We start from the raw sequence: 18,770 nt of genomic DNA, 5'->3' as shown, positions 1-18,770 counted from the left end.
TCTATGAAATGGAAAGATGCGACAGCTATGGCCCAGGCTGTCAATCAAAAACAGGTTTCTGCCAAGGAGTTGGTGCAAGAATCCATTGACAGGATTGAAAAGCTCAATCCCGCCCTCAATGCGGTTGTCAGCAAGCAATATGATGAAGCCCTGAAAGAAGCGGAGAAAGAAGACTATCTGGGCAAGCCATTTGCAGGAGTTCCTTTCTTACTGAAGGATCTGGGGCAAAATGAAAAGGGGCAGCCATCTTCTGCAGGTTCTCGCCTGCTTGCTGGTCGACCAGCAGGCCATACCGATACCTATGTCCAACGCTTGAAGGACTTGGGTTTCATCATTGTCGGTCGGACCAACACGCCAGAATTCGGCTTCAAAAATATCTCAGATGCCAGCCTGCATGGTCCTGTCAATCTTCCCTTGGAGCCCAGTCGCAATGCTGGTGGATCAAGTGGTGGAGCAGCTGCAGCACTGGCTTCAGGCATGGTCTCTATTGCTGCGGCATCGGATGGTGGTGGGTCTATTCGTATCCCAGCCTCTTTCAATGGCTTGATCGGGCTCAAAACCAGTCGTGGTCGGATTCCAGTTGGACCTAAGTCTTATCGTAGCTGGCAGGGGGCATCTGTCAATTTTGCCCTGACCAAGTCTGTCCGCGATACCCAGCGTCTGCTCTACCATTTCCAGGATTATCAGCTGGAAGCCCCCTTTCCCCTTGCCAAGCTGAGCGAAGAGGAGGTGTTTGGAAAATTGTCTCGCCCCCTAAAAATCGCCTACTATAGCAAGTCTCCAGTAGGGAGCAAGGTCAGTCCTGAAGCGGTAGAAGCGGTTCAAAAAGCCTGTCGTCACTTGTCTGACTTAGGGCATGAGCTGGTGGAGTTGTCAGAATATCCTCTGGATGGAGTGGCCCTGATGAAATCCTTCTACCTGATGAACAGCATCGAGACGGCCCAGATGTTTGAAGAGATAGAGGCAGGGTTGGGTCGGTCCATGACACCTGATGACATGGAAGTCATGACCTGGGCCATTTACCAGAGTGGACAGACCGTTCCAGCCAAATTGCACTCCAAGGCCCTCTTGGACTGGGACCAGTTTGGAGCTGACATGGCGCGTTTCCACCAGTATTACGACCTCCTTCTGACACCGACAGTGGCTGATGTAGCGCCCAAGCATGGGCAATTTGACCTGCCAGCAGATTTGCTGGACCACCTCAAGCACACCCAGAACTATTCCATGGAAGAGCAGCAGAACCTGATCTGGCAAATGTTCGAGGACAGCCTAGCCCTGACCCCCTTTACGCAGCAGGCCAATATTTGTGGTCAGCCAGCCATTTCTCTGCCAACTTATGTACGGGCTGACGGCTTACCAATCGGCATCCAATTGACAGCAGCCAAGGGACGAGAGGATTTACTCTTGCAGTTGGCAGACCAAATGGAGGCAGCAGGTTTACTCAACTTGTAAGGGAATTCATTTTTTCAGTTCAATTATTTGCCAAAACGTTTTCAAAATGTTAACCTGTAAAAGTTGGTGGGTTAACACCGGAAAAGTAAAAGGGAAGCTATGGCTTCCAAAGGAGATTGTTTTATGTTGAAAAAAGTTTTGGCCTCAGCTCTCTTGGTTTCTACTTTGACCTTGGCAGCATGTTCTAGCTCAAGTTCTAATACTAGCAGTTCTTCTGCTGAACAGACTCAATGGGAAAAAGTACAAGAAGCAGGTGTCTTGAAGGTTGCTACACCAGGTACCCTCTTCCCAACTTCTTACTACAACGATGCTAAAGAATTGGTCGGTTATGAAATTGACATGATCAATGAAATTGGTAAACGTTTGAAATTGGAAATCGAATACCAAGAAATCGGTGTGGCAGAAGCCTTTACAGCTGTGGATAGTGGCAAGGTTGATATTTCTGTTAACAACTTTGACATGACAGAAGCACGTAAGGAAAAGTATAACTTCTCTATCCCTTACAAGTATTCAGTTGGTGGCTACATCGTCCGTGAAGATGGTTCATCAGGAATCGAAGCAGCTGACTTGAGCGACTGGACTGGTAAAAAAGCTGGTGGTGGTGCAGGTACTCAGTATATGAAAATTGCTGAAAAGCAAGGTGCAGAGCCAGTTATCTATGACAACGTAACCAACGATGTCTATTTGCGTGATGTATCAACAGGTCGTACAGACTTCATTCCAAACGACTACTACACACAAGTCATGGCCATCAAATGGGTAAATGCCAACTTCCCAGACATCAAAGTGAAGATGGGTGATGCAAAATACAATCCAACTGAACAAGGTATTGTCATGAGCAAGGCTGACACAAGCTTGAAAGAAAAAATTGACGAAGCTCTTGAAGCAATGAAAGCTGACGGAACTTTGAAGGCAATTTCTGAGAAATACTATGCAGGACAAGATTTGACAATCCCTGTTGAAAATGCTGATAAATTGCCAGTTATCGAAGTTGAATAAGAATTAGTAACAAATTAAATGCATCTTGTATAGACTTTGTCAGTCCCAGACTGGCAAGGTCTATCTGGTTTTTAGGAAAGAGGAGAAGATATGGATATTAACTGGCAGGCAGTTTTTAATGCAGATATTGCAAGAGAGGCTATTCCGCAGATTTTGGAGGGACTTCCCTACACTTTATCCCTATCCCTAATTGGTTTTGCCTTGGGGACTTTCTGTGGATTTTTTGTAGCTCTCATGCGGATGTCTAAGTTTGGACCCTTGCGTTGGTTGGCTATGACCCATATTTCTCTCATGCGTGGCATTCCCCTCATGGTTCTTCTTTTCTTCATTTATTTTGGCTTGCCCTTTATGGGATTGCAGTTAGATGCCATAACAGCCTCTATCATCGCCTTTACCTCCATGTCCAGTGCCTACATTTCTGAAATTATTCGTGCATCTCTTTCAGCTATTGATAAGGGGCAATGGGAAGCGGCACGTTCCCTGGGTTTGCGGACCAATGTGATTTACCGAAAAATCATCATTCCCCAAGCCTTTCGCATTGCCCTTCCACCTCTTAGCAACGTTCTCTTAGACATGGTCAAAAGTACCTCTCTGACAGCCATGATTACTGTACCAGAGATTTTCAATAAGGCAAAAATAGTCGGCGGAGCCAAGTCGGACTACATGACCGTTTACATTTGTGTGGCTCTCATTTATTGGGTTATCTGCACCCTTTATGCTGTCGGACAGGTGCATTTGGAAAAACGCTTGGCGACCTACTAAAAAAAGAAAAAGCCCCAGGCTTTTTCTTTTTTTAGTTGTCTTCATGCACATATTCCAAAATATCTCCTGGTTGGCAGTCTAGGATTCGGCAGATGCTCATCAGGGTATTGAAACGAATGCCTTTTGCCTTGCCTGTCTTAAGAATGGACAGGTTGGCTTCGGTGATACCGACTTGCTCCGCCAAGTCCTTGGAAGTCATTTGTCGGTCTTTGAGGACCTTGTCTAAGTTTACGCGAATCATTTCCATATCAGATAAACTCGCTATTCTCGGTTTCAAGTTGTTGCCCCTTTTGTACTAAGGTCCAGACAAAATAAGTCAGGAAGATAAAGAGAGCATTGAGGATGAAATCTGACCAACGCAGATTGAGGAAGTTGGTTGGTCCAGTAGCGTTTGTCAGGGCAATCAAGCTGGTTAGGCAAAATTGCCCAGCAGTCAGGACGAGCAAACTGATGAAGAGTTTCTGATACAGTTCCAGACTCGCTGAAGCGAAATAATCTTCTTCCAGAAATATCTTGCATAGCTTTTGAATCAAGTAGGCAATGTGACTGAGTGCCGCCAAGACGATTAAGATCAATCCACTTGTTAAAAGAATGAGCCAAACACCAATCTGGTCAATGGGTTTGTTAAAGGTGTATTCCCAAGAACGTGTTACAAAAGAATCCCCGCTAAAACCTGCCAATGTAAAGAAGGTATAAAGGGCAATCAAAAAATAGAAGAAAAAGCGAACACATGCAGCAACCAATCCTGCTGTTTTGAGTAGATTTTTTTTCATAGCAAACCTCCAATTATTATTGTTTTATGATAATATTATCTTCAAAATTATCATAAAACAATAATTTCTGAAATGCAAGCGTTTTTTTAAAAAAATAAAAGCAAAACCGCCAAGCAACTGGCGGTTTGAAGCTATTTAAAATACAAGAGTCTCAAGCCATTCAAAATCACCAAAATCGTTGATCCTTCGTGGCCCACCACGCCGAGCGGTAGGTTGATAGACTGGAAGAGGTTAGAAATGATAAGAAGGGCAATAACAGACAGGGCAAAGATGATATTTTGCTTGATGATGCTCCGCATTTTCTTCGACAGGCGAATGGAGAAGGGAATCCGTGTCAGGTCTTCCATGAGCACGATGTCGGCAGACTCCATAGCGATATCCGTTCCGCTTCCCATAGCGTAGCTGACGTTGGCTTGGGCCAGGGCAGGAGCATCGTTGATACCGTCGCCCACCATCCCGACAGACGCAAACTCGGTTTGCAATTCTTGGATAACAGCAGCCTTATCCGTCGGCAGACAGTTGGCAATCACACGGTCAATACCGACCTGACTCGCCACATAACGAGCCGTCTTTTCTTGGTCGCCCGTCAGGAGAATTGGCGTCACGCCCATTTCTTTCAACTGAGCAATCAGCTGCTTGCTCTCTGGCTTCAAACTATCTTCCACCATGAAAATCGCCGTCAGCACATCATTTTGGCTGACATAGACCAGGGTTTTCCCAGTGCTTTCTGCCTCATCGATCTGTGCCAGCAAGTCAGCAGACAAGGGACTCACCAAACTATCCACCACAAAGCCCGCCTTACCGATTTTCCAGCTGTCGCCTTGATAGCCCGCCACCAAGCCTTTTCCGGTCACGTCTTCTAGGCTTTGGAGGGCAATAGCAGAGCTGTCAGCCGTATAGGTCATGAGAGCTTGAGCGATCGGATGGCTTGATTGTTTTTCAACTGCCTGAACAACCTGCTTGATGAGTTTTTCATCGCCAAGATAGGTTGCTCCTACAACTTCAGGTTTTCCAATGGTCAGGGTACCGGTCTTGTCAAAGACGATTGCCTCTAAATTGGCGATCTTATCCGCAATGTCACCACCTTTGATAATCATGCCCTTGCGTGCCGCACGACTGATTGCAGAAAGTGTCGCCGGTGAAGAAGAAGCCACAAGCGCACATGGAGAAGCAATGGTCAAGAGAATCATGCCACGGTAGAAGGCAGTCAACCAGTTCCAACCCAGAGCAAAATGAGCAAAGAGGATAAAGAGCGGTACCACCACCAAGACAACTTTCACATAGGTATCTTCCATATTTTCAATGAAAGTCGCCGTTTTTGATTTGGATTCTTGGGCATTTTCAACCATTTGGACGATTTTATCGAAGAGGGCATCGCCTTTTTCAGCTGTAACTTGAACGGTCACAGTTGGACCTTGGTTAATAGTACCACCAATAACAGCAGCACCAGCCATTTTCTCCGCAGGAAGTGGTTCGCCTGTAATCATGGATTCGTCAAAGATGGATTGCGGACTGATGAGGGTAGCATCCAGTGGGACCGTGTCACCCTTGCGGACTTGCAGGAGGTCGCCGATGCGGATGGCTGCGGTGTCTAAGATAGTGATGTCACCATTTTCCTCGATTTTGCGAGCCGTTGGAGGCGTCATGTTCATCAGAGCTGCGATGGCATTCTTGCTTTTTTCCATGGCTAATTCTTCCAGAGTAGAAGAAAGGGAGAAGATAAAGATGAGCAGGGCTCCCTCCATCCAGTAGCCGATGAGACCAGATCCGATAGCGGCCAAAATCATAAGGAGGTCAACAGACAGGTGCTTGTCGAAAATCAGCTCAGTCAGACCTTCCTTGGCTGACTGGTAGCCACCGATGACAAAGGCTGAAATGAAGAAGATAGGAGCCCATCCCTGCCCAGTCTGGAGCAGAAGGATACCCATTAGAATGAGCGCCAAGCAGAGAGCGGTCGTGATGATGTGACTGTGTTGTTTGAGGTTGGTTACGAGTGTCATAGTTTGCTGTTTCCTTATTTAGAATCATTATCATTTAATTAAGTTAATTATAACAATTATAAAAAGAAAGTCAAGTTATTTATAATAATTCTAAATAATAATATTCTGATAATTCAAAGGAAAAATAAAAAAAGCGACAGAAAGCCGCTTTGATATTCGTCTTTTAGCCTTGGCAATCAGGACAAATGCCGTAGATGGATAGCACCTCTTTTGTAATTTTGTAACCAGTTTGGGTATGAGCTTCCTTCTTCAAGCTCGGGATTTCTACATCCATGAAATCAGTGATTTTTCCACAGACTTCACAAATAACATTGAGATGCTCGTGCCCCATAAAGTCGTAATAAGTAGTATTATCATTGGTCCGTTTCAATTCAGTCACAAACCCTTCTTCCAATAGAAGTTTGAGGTTGTTGTAAACAGTCGCCAGGCTCATGTTGGGGTAGTTAGGTAGTAGATCTTGATAAATCATCTCAGCACTAGGATGGTCATCGCTTTCGATAATGTAGGCAACGACTGCTTTTCTAGTTTCGGTAATGCGTACACCCTTTTCTTTTAGATGTTGGATGACGTGTTCAAAAGCAGTTTGGTTTTCTGCATTGAGGTGAGAATGGAGTTCCATAGTTTCCTCCTTTCGTTACTATTTTATAAAAATTCTAAGATACAATATTCAGTTTCATTATAGTGTATTTGGGAGGTTGTGTCAATTTTGAGACAGGAAATCTGTTGTCATAGGACAGTTTGGTGTCTCCTGACTTGTTTACCTACTTTTCCTGTGCTACAATCAAAATATGACAAGATATAAGGCAATTATTTCCTACGACGGACATGATTTTTCTGGTTTTCAGCGCCAGCCCCATGCTCGTACAGTTCAGGAAGAAATCGAAAAAACGTTAGTAAGACTCAATAGTGGTCAGCCAGTAACTGTTCATGGTGCAGGTCGGACAGATGCAGGAGTACACGCCTACGGTCAGGTTATACACTTTGACTTGGCTGGCAGTCGAGATGTTGAGAAGCTCCGCTTTGCCCTAGATACCCAAACCCCTGAGGACATTGATGTGGTCCAGGTGGAGCAGGTGGCGGATGATTTTCATTGCCGCTATGCCAAGCACAGCAAGACCTATGAATTTCTGGTGGACATTGGCCGGCCCAAGAATCCTATGATGCGCCACTATGCGACTTTCTATCCCTATGATTTGGATTTGAGCTTGATAGAAGAAGCTATTCAGGACCTAGTGGGGACCCATGACTTCACAGGCTTTACGGCATCAGGGACCTCGGTCGAGGACAAGGTGCGGACCATTACGGCGGCGACCATGGAGTATGACCGGCGGCGCCAGTTCTTGATTTTTACCTTTTCAGGCAATGGCTTTTTGTACAAGCAGGTGCGGAATATGGTGGGGACCCTGCTGAAAATTGGTAATGGTCGCATGCCTGTGGGGCAGATTAAGCGGATTTTGGCAGAAAAAGATCGTGGATTGGCAGGTCCAACTGCGGCAGGCAACGGCCTCTATCTAAAGGAGATTATCTATGAAGACTAAGTATATTTTGGCGCTTTCGGGCAATGATATTTTCAGCGGCGGCGGCCTCCATGCAGACCTGACCACCTACACAGTCCATGGCCTGCATGGTTTTGTGGCGGTGACCTGCTTGACAGCTATGACGGAAAAAGGTTTTGAGGTTATTCCGACAGATGCAGCGGTGTTTGCTCAGCAGCTGGCTAGTTTGAAGGATGTGCACTTTTCAGCTATTAAGATTGGTTTGCTTCCGACGGTGGAAATAGCAGAGCAGGCCTTGGATTTTATCAAGTCTCATCAGGATATTCCAGTGGTTTTGGATCCGGTCTTGGTCTGTAAGGAAACGCATGATACCGAGGTCAGCCAACTGAGGGATGAACTCTTGAAATTCCTTCCCTATGTCAGCATCATCACGCCAAATCTGGCAGAAGCTCAGCTATTGCTCCAAAAAGACATCCAAACGGTGGAAGAGATGGAGCAGGCTGCGGTGGCACTTTATGACTTGGGGGCCAAGTCGGTGGTCATCAAGGGAGGCAACCGCTTGGGAGGTTCACAAGCTGTCGATGTGTACTATGACGGGCAGGAAGTGGTGGTGCTTAAGTCGCCCCTGCTTTCAGAAAACAATGTGGGTGCGGGCTGTACCTTTGCGTCCAGCATTGCCAGTCAGCTTTTGCTAGGACAGGACTCTTTGGAAGCAGTCAAATTATCCAAGGACTTTGTCCATGCAGCCATCTTAAAATCAGATCAATATGGGGTGATTCAGTATGAGAAATAAAAAGACGCAAGAACTTGTATTGCTGGCCATTCTAACAGCTTTGACCTTGGTTCTAGCATTTATCCATGTACCAACTCCAAATGGCTTTACATCCTTGCTGGATGTTGGAGTTTTCTTTACCGCCTTTTACTTGGGCAAGAAAGAGGGAGCCATTGTCGGCGGACTGTCAGGGCTTCTGATTGACTTCTTGCTGGGCTATCCCCAGTGGGCTTTCTTTAGTTTGCTTTTCCACGGAGCTCAGGGCTATTTTGCAGGCTGGACAGGCAAGAAACGTTTAATTGGAATTGTTCTTGCCAGTCTTTCCATGATTGGTGGCTACTTTGTGGCATCTAGTTTCATGTATAATGTAGCTGACGCTGTTACAAGTCTGATGAGCAATACTCTGCAAAACACAGTTGGTTTGGTGCTAGGTTATATCTTGGCTCAGGCAATAGAAAGAATTGGTGCAGTAAATCATGTCATTAAAGGAAATTAAGGAGCAGACCAAGCAAGTTGTCGAAGAGGTTTTAGAACTCAGCAATCTTCAAAAGGGTCAGATTTTTGTACTAGGTTTGTCTTCTAGTGAGGTCATTGGAGGGCATATTGGCAAAAATTCCAGTCTGGAGGTTGGCGAAGCCGTTGTCGAAACCATTCTGGATATTTTGACTCCCAAGGGCATTTACCTAGCTGTCCAAGGCTGTGAACACCTCAATCGTGCCTTAGTAGTAGAGCGTGAATTGGCTATCCAGAAAGATTTGGAAATTGTTAATGTCCTCCCCACCCTTCATGCAGGAGGCTCTGGACAGTTGGCAGCCTTCAAGTATATGAAGGATCCAGTCGAAGTGGAATTTATCACCGCTCAGGTTGGTGTGGACATCGGCGATACGGCGATTGGGATGCACATCAAGCACGTCCAAGTGCCAATTAGAACGAGCTTGCGTGAGATCGGCCAAGCCCATGTTACCGCCCTTGCCAGCCGCCCTAAACTGATCGGCGGAGCGCGCGCGGCTTATCTGGAAGATCAGATACGGAAAAAATAGTCACAGCCAGAGGTTGTGATTTTTTTGAGCAGATGACTTGTCAAGGAAATTCTTTTATGCTAAACTTGTTCTTGTAGTTGATACAAGTTCAAAAGGAGGGTTTCCATGGACACCAAATTTTCAGTAGCTCTGCATATCTTGGCCATGATTAGCGAGAGCAGTGATGTCATGACATCGCAGGCCTTGGCAACCAGTGTCGGTACCAATGCTAGTTATATCCGCAAGGTCATCGCTCTCTTGAAGAATGCGGGTATCATCCAGTCCCAGCAGGGCAAGGCTGGCTATGAGTTGAGCAAGGATCCGGCGGACATCAGCCTTCTGGACATCTACTATGCCACCCAGGAAGTCACGCATATCCAGCTCTTTCAACAGCACCAGCACGCCAATCAATCCTGCCCAGTTGGTCGGCACATTGCAGGAGCTGTCCAGCCAATCTTTGTGACCATTGAGCAGGATTTGCAGGACAGATTATCCCAAGAAAGCTTGGCCCAGGTCATTGCTAACTTGTATCAAGAGGCAAAAAATTCCAACTGACTTTCACAAGTCAGTTTCTATTTCGTACAACTTAGACTTGTATCAGATACAAGTTGTTAATAAAAAGGAGTAACTCATGAAAGCAGCACAACACACATCTTATAACAAAAACAATATCGTACTTAACCTAACTGACATTGCTAAACCAGACATCAAACCAGACCAAGTCCTTGTCAAAGTGACCGCAGCAGGTGTCAATCCTCTAGACAACATGATTTCTCGTGGTGAAGTCAAGTTGATTGTGCCTTACAAATTGCCACAAACAGCGGGTAATGAAGTCGTTGGTTTGGTTGCAGAAGTCGGCTCAAGTGTGACTAATTTTGCAGTTGGTGACCGTGTCTTCGGTCGTCTTCCCCTCGACAACATCGGTGCCTTTGCCGAGTATGTGGCGGTAGAGGCTGCTGCCCTTGCTAAAGTTCCTGCCTATCTGACGGATGTGGAAGCGGCTGCCGTTCCCCTGACTGCCCTGACCATTATGCAGGCACTGGACCTCATGGGTGCAGAGGCAGGCAAGACCATTTTCATCTCAGGCGGGACAGGCGGTGTCGGCGGGATGGCTATTCCCATTGCTAAAGCCAAGGGCTTGACGGTCATTACCAACGGTGATGGGGCAAATGCAGAGCGGGTATTGGCGCTGGGTGCTGACCAGTTTATCGACTACAAGACAGAAGATTACACCAAAATCCTCTCCCAAATCGACTATGTGCTGGACACGCTTGGTGGTGCAGAAACTGAGAAACAAATGTCAATCATGAAAAAAGGTGGTCACCTGGTTTCCCTCCGTGCCATGCCAAATGGCGAATTTGCCAAACGCATGAACCTGCCAAAATGGAAACAAATCCTGCTTGACTTGGTTGGTCGCAAGTTTGACAAAATGGCGGAAAGCTACGGCGTACACTACCATTTCATCTTCGTAGAAAGCAATGGGCAACAGCTACAAGAAGTAGCAGACATTTTCAGCAAGTTGGAAATCAAACCGTCTATCGACACCGTTTACCCATTTGAAGAAGTCAACGCAGCCTTGGACAAGGTCGCAAATGGTCGCTCACGTGGAAAAACTGTCCTCAGTTTTGAATAGTAGGAGTACTTATGTCTTATATCACAACCAAAAATCAATACATTACTGTCGCTGGCAATCAGATTGCCTATCGTGAGCTGGGAAAGGGCAAGTCTAAACTGCCCTTGGTCATGTTGGTCCACTTGGCCGCAACCTTGGATAACTGGGATCCAAAATTGCTAGACTTACTAGCTGAAAAAGAGCATGTCATTGTCCTTGATTTGCCTGGCGTCGGAGCCAGGCAAGGCAAGGTAGCTCCTACGATTCCAGGAATGGCAGAGCAGGCTCATGCTATTATCAAGGCCTTGGGGCATACGAAAATTAACTTACTCGGTCTTTCTATGGGTGGTTTTATTGCCCAAGAAATCGTTCGTCTTGATAGTCAAATGGTTAACCGCTTGATTCTTGCAGGAACAGGACCTCGTGGCGGTGTTGAAGTGGATAAGGTGACAGGAAAAACCTTCCGCTATATGCTGAAGGCTGGTCTGGAGCGTGTGGATCCAAAACGCTACATCTTCTACAGCCACGATAAAGCAGGACTACTGGAAGCTGAAAAAGTTTTGGGGCGTATGGGAGAAAGAAAAGCCGAGTATGCAGACAAGGACATGAATGTCCCAGGATTTTTAACCCAGCTGAAGGCAATCAAACGCTGGGGGAGAGATCCTCAAGAAGATATGGCCTTTATCACGCGACCAACGCTGATCGTCAACGGTGACAAGGATATGCAAGTTCCGACTGAGAACTCTTATATCATGCATGAGAAAATCAAAAACAGTCAACTCATCATCTATCCAAATGCGGGTCACGGATCTATCTTCCAAAATGCAGAAGAGTTTTCAAATGAGTTAATCGCATTTTTGGAGGAATAGTACCCACTACTCTTGACGATACAAGGTCTGCAAAGTCCCCAAAATCACCTTAGCCTGCTCTTGAAAGAGTTGATTGAGTTGGGTGGGATTTTCTGGCATACCGCGTGAGATCCACTCATTGATCCAGCCGAAAATGGCATAGGCGAAAAAAGATTTGCCGTATGCGACATCATTAGGCAGGTCAGCTGTTAATTCAATCTTTTCCTTTATAGTATCCACGATGACTTGAGTTAGCTGGTAGCGGTAGAGGATGCTGTAAAATTCCTTATGCTCTTGAAAATGCTGAAAGAGACTTTGAAAGACAGTATCAGGTGTGGACTGCGGGTTGACTTCAAACTCTCGTCCCCATTCTTGCATGAGTCGGCGGGATTGCTGGGAGAGGACATCTTCTAGCGAAGAATAGTAACGATAAAAGGATGCTCGTCCGATTTGGGCTTTCAAGCAAACCTCCTTGACCGTCAGGTTGTGGAGGTCTTTTTCTTGTAAAAGTTGAATCAGGGTCTGGCTCAGCTGGTTTTCTACATAGTATTCTTTCATGAGACATTTTTCGCTTTCTGTCTTATTTTGAGTGAGACACTTGTCTCACTCTTTTTTTCATTATATAATACTCCTAGTTTTTTCACAAGTCTGATGTAAAAAAGAAAGGAATTGTGTATGAAAAAGATAAAAAAATACCTCTTGTGGTTACTTGGAATTGTAGCAGGTTTGGGCCTGGTTGCTTATGTGACAGTTACCAATCATCCGCAGTTGGTAGTAGGTGCTATTCAAAAGATGATTTACAAGTCCAGTTCGCCCAATTCCTATAATCCTCTTTATGAAGCTATTGACGGTCCGAAAGAAAATGGTCACTATCTGAAAAGTGAGATTGCCTATAGCAAGGAATATCCCAATAGCTTTTTAGATATTATCTATCCAGACTCAAATCTAGACGCTGACCGTCCAACGCTTTTTTATTTTCATGGTGGAGGCTTCTTTGCAGGAAGTAAAAATATGGGTGATCCGTTGGCAGCTAGTGAAGCGACTTATTTGATTGATGATATGGTGGCAAAAGGGTATAATGTGGTAAATGTAGACTACGCCTTTGTGCCAGAATATCACTTTCCAACGCCCCTCATTCAGATGAATCTGGCTATTGACTACATGAGGAAACACGCTGAGGAATATCATCTGAATATGGACAATGTCGTTCTAATGGGATCCTCTGCAGGTGCAATCATGGTTGCCCAATATGGCAGTATCTTAGCCAATCCGGACTACGCTCAGCTATTGAACATCGAGCCAAGTATCGCAAAAGAACAGGTCAAAGCCTTAGTCATTGATGATGCCCCTTTGGATTATCCCAAGCTTTCTCTGGGAGCCAAGATGCTGGTGGGCAACTACGTGGCGGAGACCATTTATCTCAGTCAGGAAGAAATCAATGCTTACAATCCGATTCTCCATGTGACCAAGGATTATCCAGCAAGTTTCCTTTTGGGCAGTGAATACCGTACCGACCTAATCACGCTTCAACAGGCCTTGAAACAGGCGGATGTTGTTCATGAGTTGGTCGATCCCTTAGCAGAAAAAGGACTGGAAAAACCGCATGGTTTTGTGTCAAATTTGCGAAACGACCCTGTGTCTGCAGAAGCCTTTGACCGTATGATGACATTTTTAGAAGAACGAACGAAAGAATGAAATTAAAAACCTTACACGATTTGCCACCCAAGTGGCGTAAATGGATGATTGCCTTACGAATTGCGGCGGTGCTCTTACCTCTGTTATTCTTACTCTATTTTTGGCTGACCTTGGGGTCTTTGATACAGGTAATGGTGGGATAAGATGAAGTTTAGAGAACTACCTAGGAAATGGAAAATCCAGTTGATCCTCTTGTCCCTCTGGACAGTGCTTAGTCTACTCTTGCTGGTCGGTTTTACTGTTTTCTTGCAGTCCTATCGTGCAAACAATCAAGCCCACCGAGCAGTCTTGGTGAAGCCTGATAGTCAGCTGATAGGAGAGCGATTGGTGATTAAGCGACCTGGAAAAGAGCCTGTTCGTGTCAACCTTTACCGTCCAAGTCAGGCCAGTCAAACTCTGCTTCCCTTGGTGGTCAATGTCCACGGTGGCGGTTTTGTCGGAGGAGATGCGGATGTCCTGGATACGCAAAGTCAGCGACTGGCGGATCAATGGCAGGCTGTCATTGTAACGGTCAATTATACCAAGGCGGACGTCCAACCCATTTCCTACGGAGCAGAGGAAATCAAGGATACGGTCTTGTATTTCGCCAAGGAAAAGGCTGCTTATGGAGTGGATCCGGCCCAGTTTTCCATTATCGGCTATTCGGCAGGTGCCAACTATGCAGCTCTTGCCAGTGAATTATTGGTCAAGGAACAGTTTGATTTAGCAGGTTTGATTATGGCTTATCCCTGGACGACGGGACTTTCTGTGGGAAATCAAGGGGAGCATTTCCCACCAACGCTTTTTGTCTTGGCAGGTCAGGACCCCATTTCCCAAAAGGCCAAGCCCTTTATAGAAGACATGAAAAAAGCGGGTCGCACGGTGGATGTCCTCGACTATCCAGAAGCCGTCCACAGCTTCATCGAGTCCAACAACCCCGAAGGTTTGACAGGGGCAACGACGGATATGTCCCAAGTGGTCAATGCGGAGCAGGAAAGCTTGGCAAGACAGGCAGAAGCTGATATATTGAAATGGTTGAAAGCAAAATGAAGTTATAACTTTTTCTGAAAGAGTTATTGATTTAGTGACAAAAGATGGAATGATATCATACTTATCAAAAAACCTTTGGTTGTGACCAAAGGTTGACACAGTATGTAATAAATTATTTTTCATCTAAGTAGGCTTTACTTGTTGTAATTTTTTTGTACATGTCGAAACGGTTCATTTCGTCTTGTGTAAATGGGTAAAGTGTATTTTTATCTGCCATTTTGCCATAGAAGAGTTTGGTATAGAGTAAGCCAGAGAATGCCATATAAACTAGTCCCAAAATAATATCCCAGAAACCAATTAGGTTATTCGAAATGGTATACCAGAAGAAGTAGATACCGATAGGAACATGGCCAAAGACAACTGCAATTACACCAGGGTTATAGTAGAGCTTATATTTAAAACCACCGATAATAATGTGCATAATAACTTGGAAGAAACACCCTAGTATGACGGGCATCAAGGCTAACCAAATTTGATTTGGGAAGAAAATCGGCAAGGTGTAAGAAATAAGGCTCACAAAGAGATTTCCAGCCATTGCATTTTGCTGATTAAGTGGGTAACGATCATGAATTGCATCTTTACCTCGGATGGTATTTGGCAAGGCTTGGCCGCCACCAGGAAAACGGTATTCTTCAAATTGGTGGAGCAGAATAACGATAAAGTTGAGCAGTGCCAGCAACTGCAAGGTCGGCATGTTTTCATAATTGAGGATAGCAAAAATTGCTACTGGAATGGCGAGTAAACCGCAGAGGTCGTACCAGTGATTATTGATAAATTTCATTGAGTTTCTCCTTTTTTTGATAATGAAACACTGTGTGTTATAATTATAGTATTCGGCTGAATCTGTATCAAGAAACAATTTAGGCCAAAGTGTTGCAAAATGGAGGAACTCACTTGAATAAGCAACCAGATAGAAGGACACGGACGAGGGGGGACATTATGGATGCCTTCTGTATCTTATACCGTCAGAATCCGATTGACAAAATCACAGTCAGTCAAGTTATTGAAACTGCAGGTTATAATCGTAGTACCTTTTATCGTTATTTTGATAGCGTTTATGATATTCTTGATGCAATCGAAAATGAGATTTTTGATCAATGGGAAACCTATCAAACGGTAATTCTTGGCAATTTATCTGATTTTACAGCTATTATTGAGCAATTTTATCAGGATAATGACCGCTATCTATCAACGCTTTTAAATTCCCTTAACTCACCCCTCTATGTTGATAAATTCAAGCAAAGATTGCAAAGTTCACTCGAAACATTATTTCAAGTTGATGATTCTGATCCTGAGAAACATTTCATTCTAGAATTTTATATTGCAGGAGCATTTAGCACCATAACAACTTGGTATAAAAGTGGTAAGCTAATATCGTCTGAACAATTGGCTGAGATGATTCGGAAGACTTACTCTGAAAAAGTTTTTCAAATATTAGGTGATATGCAATAATTTATATGACTGATGTTTTTAAAGATAATTCAATGGGAGAGTATTGATAATTCTTTAGAAACAATTAAGATGTTTTTACAGAGTTTAAGTCCAATTTTATGGGCTGTTTCTCGGTCGACTTCACCAGGTCAGAAGGATTGATTCAGGTGTCGCGCTAGAACAGTTCCATTTACTTTATTCTCTTTTCGAGTTTGTAAGAATTGTAAATGAGCAGTAGTAGGGAAACACATATGTGTCGAAAGGAGCGTTTGACCATCTGTTTTTTTATAGTCAATTGCAAAATGGAGAGTAAATTTTATGGGGTGAATTTTAGTGACAATCATATCAAATCTCCCTTGATTTGTCCTATGGAGTATATTTGACTCAGTTTTCCATTATCGGCTATTCGGCAGGTGCCAACTATGCAGCCCTTGCCAGCGAATTATTGGTCAAGGAACAGTTTGACTTGGCAGGTCAGGACCCCATTTCCCAAAAGGCCAAGCCCTTTATAGAAGATATGAAAGAAGCGGGTCGCACGGTGGATGTCATTGAGTATCCAGAAGCCGTCCACAGTTTCATCGAGTCCAACAATCCCGAAGGCTTGACAGGGGCGACGACGGATATGTCCCAAGTGGTCAATGCAGAGCAGGAAAACTTGGCGAGACAGGCAGAAGCAGCAATCGGTGATTGGTTAGACAGTCAAAAATGAAAGGAGATCAAATGAACACGAAGAATTTTTACTGGGTGCGAGAGCCAGAAAACTACCAGATTTCAGACAAGGAAATCAGAATCACAACCCAAGCTCATACGGACTTGTGGCAGAAGACCTATTACCATTTTGTCAATGACAATGCTCCCCTGCTCTTGATGGATACGGAGGAAGAGTATTTCTCCTTTACGGTTAAGACGGATTTTTCCAATAGTCATACCCGCTTTGACCAGTGTGGTGTCGTGGTCTATCAGGACTCGGAAAACTGGATTAAGGGCTCGATTGAGTATGAAAATGAAGACTTTCAGCACTTGGGCAGTGTCGTGACCAATCACGGTTTTTCAGACTGGGCAACTCAGGAAATACCTGCTTCTGTCAAGTCAATCTATTACCGTTTGAGCCGACGGGGTAGTGATTTCTGCATCGAAAACTCTAAAGATGGTGTCCATTTTGAGCAGATGCGGATTTGTCACCTACATGAAGGCAGTGGTAAAATCCATTTTGGAATCTATGCCTGCTCGCCAGAAGATTCTTCTTTTGAAGCCGTCTTCTCCGAAATGAGTTTGACTGACTGCAAGTGGCTGGCTCACGACGGACAGCAACCAGATTAGAAGATTAGCTTCCAGCTCTGCCATTTCCCGAAAGTCCATTATAAAATCGTTGAAATCCTTGTCATTTGTGGTATAATGAAGAGTATGCAATAAAATTTTAAGGAGAATGACAGAATGTCTGTATCATTTGAAGCAAAAGAAACAAACCGCGGCGTTTTGACTTTCACAATCGGTCAAGATGCAATCAAACCAGAATTGGACCGCGTTTTCAACAAAGTTAAGAAAGATATCAATCTTCCAGGTTTCCGTAAAGGTCACTTGCCACGTGCCGTTTTCAACCAAAAATTTGGTGAAGAAGCACTTTACCAAGATGTAGTAAACGCTCTGTTACCAGCAGCTTATGAAGCAGCAGTTGCTGAAGCTGGTCTTGAAGTCGTTGCACAACCAAAAATCGACGTTGTATCTATGGAAAAAGGCCAAGACTGGACAATCACTGCTGAAGTTGTGACAAAACCTGAAGTAAAATTGGGTGACTACAAAAACTTGGCAGTTTCAGTAGAAGCAACTAAAGAAGTATCTGACGAAGAAGTAGATGCAAAAATCGAACGCGAACGCAACAACTTGGCTGAATTGGTTATCAAAGAAGGCCCAGCAGCTGAAGGCGACACAGTTGTTATCGACTTTGTAGGTTCAATCGACGGCGTTGAATTTGACGGCGGTAAAGGTGAGAACTTCTCACTTGGACTTGGTTCAGGTCAATTCATCCCAGGTTTTGAAGCACAATTGGTAGGCCACGCAGCTGGTGAAGAAGTAAATGTTGAAGTGACTTTCCCAGAAGACTACCAAGCAGCTGACCTTGCAGGAAAACCAGCCCTCTTCGTAACAAAAATCCACGAAGTAAAAGCAAAAGAAGTTCCAGCTTTGGATGACGAATTGGCAAAAGACATCGACGAAGAAGTAGAAACACTTGATGAGTTGAAAGCCAAGTACCGTAAAGAATTGGAAGCAGCAAAAGAAGTTGCCTTTGACGATGCAGTTGAATCAGCAGCTCTTGAATTGGCTGTAGAAAACGCTGAAATCGTTGAATTGCCAGAAGAAATGATCCACGAAGAAGTTCACCGTGCAATCAATGAATTCTTGGGTGGTATGCAACAGCAAGGTATCTCACCAGATATGTACTTCCAAATCACTGGTACAACTCGTGAAGACCTTCATAAACAATACGAAGCAGATGCTGAAAAACGCACTAAGACAAACTTGGTTGTTGAAGCAGTAGCTAAAGCAGAAGGTTTCGAAGCAACTGAAGAAGAAATCAACAAAGAAATTGAAGACTTGGCAGCAACTTACAAGATGGAAGTCGCACAAGTTCGTAGCTTGCTCTCACCAGAAATGCTTAAACACGACATCGCTGTGAAGAAAGCTGTAGAAGTGATCACAAGCACTGCAACTGTAAAATAATTATTTGGAAAACTCGACTCTGGTCCAATGTCATTAGGTTAAGCATTTAAGCAATAAAAGAAACTATTCCCGTCCGAGCAGTTGATGATAAGACGGGAATAGTTTTTGTATTTAGGGCGCACAAAAAGGAAGTTTTTAACCCAATTTTTTAACTATTATGATAT

Annotated in this window: 22 protein-coding genes; 16 read left to right on the top strand and 6 right to left on the bottom strand. The window is 44.5% G+C overall.

The features are described from left to right. Positions 1-3: 3 nt before the first annotated feature. The 3 genes from ODU39_RS08975 to ODU39_RS08965 all read left to right on the top strand — a co-directional run bounded on the left by ODU39_RS08975 (position 4) and on the right by ODU39_RS08965 (position 3,213). Positions 4-1,452: an amidase gene (locus ODU39_RS08975; protein ID WP_398580276.1), complete on the top strand. Its 1,449-nt coding sequence runs from the start codon at positions 4-6 to the stop codon at positions 1,450-1,452. 123 nt (positions 1,453-1,575) lie between these two features. Continuing rightward, positions 1,576-2,451: a transporter substrate-binding domain-containing protein gene (locus ODU39_RS08970; RefSeq protein ID WP_044761820.1), complete on the top strand. Its 876-nt coding sequence runs from the start codon at positions 1,576-1,578 to the stop codon at positions 2,449-2,451. Between the two features lie 90 nt (positions 2,452-2,541). Continuing rightward, complete coding sequence (locus ODU39_RS08965; protein ID WP_014637448.1) at positions 2,542-3,213, top strand: amino acid ABC transporter permease; 672 nt, start codon at positions 2,542-2,544, stop codon at positions 3,211-3,213. 31 nt (positions 3,214-3,244) lie between these two features. Here ODU39_RS08965 and ODU39_RS08960 read toward each other — a convergent pair whose 3' ends face one another. From ODU39_RS08960 to ODU39_RS08945, 4 genes are all read right to left on the bottom strand, one after another. Then, a complete protein-coding gene (locus ODU39_RS08960) occupies positions 3,245-3,460 on the bottom strand; it encodes a helix-turn-helix transcriptional regulator (protein ID WP_014637449.1) in 216 nt (71 codons plus the stop codon). A gap of 1 nt (position 3,461) precedes the next feature. Further along, positions 3,462-3,986, bottom strand: a complete 525-nt coding sequence (locus ODU39_RS08955) for a hypothetical protein (RefSeq protein ID WP_172033075.1) — start codon at positions 3,984-3,986, stop codon at positions 3,462-3,464. A 131-nt stretch (positions 3,987-4,117) separates the two neighbouring features. Continuing rightward, the gene (locus ODU39_RS08950) at positions 4,118-5,986 is read right to left on the bottom strand and encodes a heavy metal translocating P-type ATPase (protein ID WP_172033076.1); all 1,869 of its coding nucleotides are present in this window, start codon (positions 5,984-5,986) and stop codon (positions 4,118-4,120) included. A 163-nt stretch (positions 5,987-6,149) separates the two neighbouring features. Then, complete coding sequence (locus ODU39_RS08945) at positions 6,150-6,605, bottom strand: Fur family transcriptional regulator (RefSeq protein ID WP_014636557.1); 456 nt, start codon at positions 6,603-6,605, stop codon at positions 6,150-6,152. 169 nt (positions 6,606-6,774) lie between these two features. Between ODU39_RS08945 and truA the strand changes: the two genes are divergently transcribed. The 7 genes from truA (at position 6,775) to ODU39_RS08910 (ending at position 11,754) form a co-directional block, all read left to right on the top strand. After that, positions 6,775-7,524 (top strand): tRNA pseudouridine(38-40) synthase TruA, encoded by a 750-nt coding sequence (truA, locus tag ODU39_RS08940; RefSeq protein WP_398580275.1) that lies wholly within the window; start codon positions 6,775-6,777, stop codon positions 7,522-7,524. Beyond that, positions 7,514-8,275, top strand: a complete 762-nt coding sequence (locus tag ODU39_RS08935; protein ID WP_398580274.1) for a bifunctional hydroxymethylpyrimidine kinase/phosphomethylpyrimidine kinase — start codon at positions 7,514-7,516, stop codon at positions 8,273-8,275. Before truA ends, ODU39_RS08935 begins: the two co-directional genes overlap by 11 nt. After that, positions 8,265-8,750 carry an ECF transporter S component gene (locus ODU39_RS08930; RefSeq protein WP_398580273.1) on the top strand — a complete coding sequence of 162 codons (486 nt, stop codon included), beginning with the start codon at positions 8,265-8,267 and terminating at the stop codon, positions 8,748-8,750. Before ODU39_RS08935 ends, ODU39_RS08930 begins: the two co-directional genes overlap by 11 nt. Next, on the top strand, positions 8,731-9,294 hold the full coding sequence (locus tag ODU39_RS08925; protein WP_136670773.1) for a TIGR01440 family protein: 564 nt from the start codon (positions 8,731-8,733) through the stop codon (positions 9,292-9,294). The genes ODU39_RS08930 and ODU39_RS08925 overlap by 20 nt, the downstream gene beginning before the upstream one ends. 105 nt (positions 9,295-9,399) lie before the next feature. Continuing rightward, on the top strand, positions 9,400-9,828 hold the full coding sequence (locus tag ODU39_RS08920; protein ID WP_105148118.1) for an Rrf2 family transcriptional regulator: 429 nt from the start codon (positions 9,400-9,402) through the stop codon (positions 9,826-9,828). Between the two features lie 76 nt (positions 9,829-9,904). Continuing rightward, positions 9,905-10,906 (top strand): NADP-dependent oxidoreductase, encoded by a 1,002-nt coding sequence (locus ODU39_RS08915; RefSeq protein WP_398580272.1) that lies wholly within the window; start codon positions 9,905-9,907, stop codon positions 10,904-10,906. A gap of 11 nt (positions 10,907-10,917) precedes the next feature. Next, positions 10,918-11,754, top strand: a complete 837-nt coding sequence (locus ODU39_RS08910) for an alpha/beta fold hydrolase (protein WP_398580271.1) — start codon at positions 10,918-10,920, stop codon at positions 11,752-11,754. A 6-nt stretch (positions 11,755-11,760) separates the two neighbouring features. On the opposite strand, the gene ODU39_RS08905 is transcribed toward ODU39_RS08910, so the two are convergent. Next, on the bottom strand, positions 11,761-12,291 hold the full coding sequence (locus tag ODU39_RS08905; RefSeq protein WP_105257140.1) for a TetR/AcrR family transcriptional regulator: 531 nt from the start codon (positions 12,289-12,291) through the stop codon (positions 11,761-11,763). Positions 12,292-12,408: 117 nt separating this feature from the next. Here ODU39_RS08905 and ODU39_RS08900 point away from each other — a divergent pair, with 117 nt between their 5' ends. After that, complete coding sequence (locus ODU39_RS08900) at positions 12,409-13,428, top strand: alpha/beta hydrolase (RefSeq protein ID WP_398580270.1); 1,020 nt, start codon at positions 12,409-12,411, stop codon at positions 13,426-13,428. Between the two features lie 144 nt (positions 13,429-13,572). Continuing rightward, on the top strand, positions 13,573-14,457 hold the full coding sequence (locus ODU39_RS08895; protein WP_398580269.1) for an alpha/beta hydrolase: 885 nt from the start codon (positions 13,573-13,575) through the stop codon (positions 14,455-14,457). Positions 14,458-14,569: 112 nt separating this feature from the next. Here ODU39_RS08895 and ODU39_RS08890 read toward each other — a convergent pair whose 3' ends face one another. Further along, positions 14,570-15,238: an HXXEE domain-containing protein gene (locus ODU39_RS08890; RefSeq protein ID WP_398580268.1), complete on the bottom strand. Its 669-nt coding sequence runs from the start codon at positions 15,236-15,238 to the stop codon at positions 14,570-14,572. A 113-nt stretch (positions 15,239-15,351) separates the two neighbouring features. On the opposite strand from ODU39_RS08890, the gene ODU39_RS08885 reads away from it, so the two are divergent. The 4 genes from ODU39_RS08885 (at position 15,352) to tig (ending at position 18,606) form a co-directional block, all read left to right on the top strand. Continuing rightward, positions 15,352-15,909, top strand: coding sequence for a TetR/AcrR family transcriptional regulator (locus ODU39_RS08885; RefSeq protein ID WP_398580267.1), 558 nt, complete (start codon positions 15,352-15,354; stop codon positions 15,907-15,909). Positions 15,910-16,267: 358 nt separating this feature from the next. Beyond that, complete coding sequence (locus ODU39_RS08880) at positions 16,268-16,597, top strand: dienelactone hydrolase family protein (protein WP_398580266.1); 330 nt, start codon at positions 16,268-16,270, stop codon at positions 16,595-16,597. Positions 16,598-16,608: 11 nt separating this feature from the next. After that, positions 16,609-17,208 (top strand): DUF1349 domain-containing protein, encoded by a 600-nt coding sequence (locus ODU39_RS08875; RefSeq protein ID WP_136671852.1) that lies wholly within the window; start codon positions 16,609-16,611, stop codon positions 17,206-17,208. 114 nt (positions 17,209-17,322) lie between these two features. After that, positions 17,323-18,606 carry a trigger factor gene (gene tig / locus ODU39_RS08870; RefSeq protein ID WP_024406467.1) on the top strand — a complete coding sequence of 428 codons (1,284 nt, stop codon included), beginning with the start codon at positions 17,323-17,325 and terminating at the stop codon, positions 18,604-18,606. The last annotated feature ends 164 nt before the right edge of the window (positions 18,607-18,770 follow it).

This window comes from Streptococcus sp. 2021WUSS126 (assembly GCF_044427255.1).
GTDB classification, from domain to species: Bacteria; Bacillota; Bacilli; order Lactobacillales; family Streptococcaceae; genus Streptococcus; species Streptococcus hashimotonensis.
Note: the sequence above shows the minus strand (reverse complement) of the source record. Positions and strands in the feature narration are given on the sequence as shown.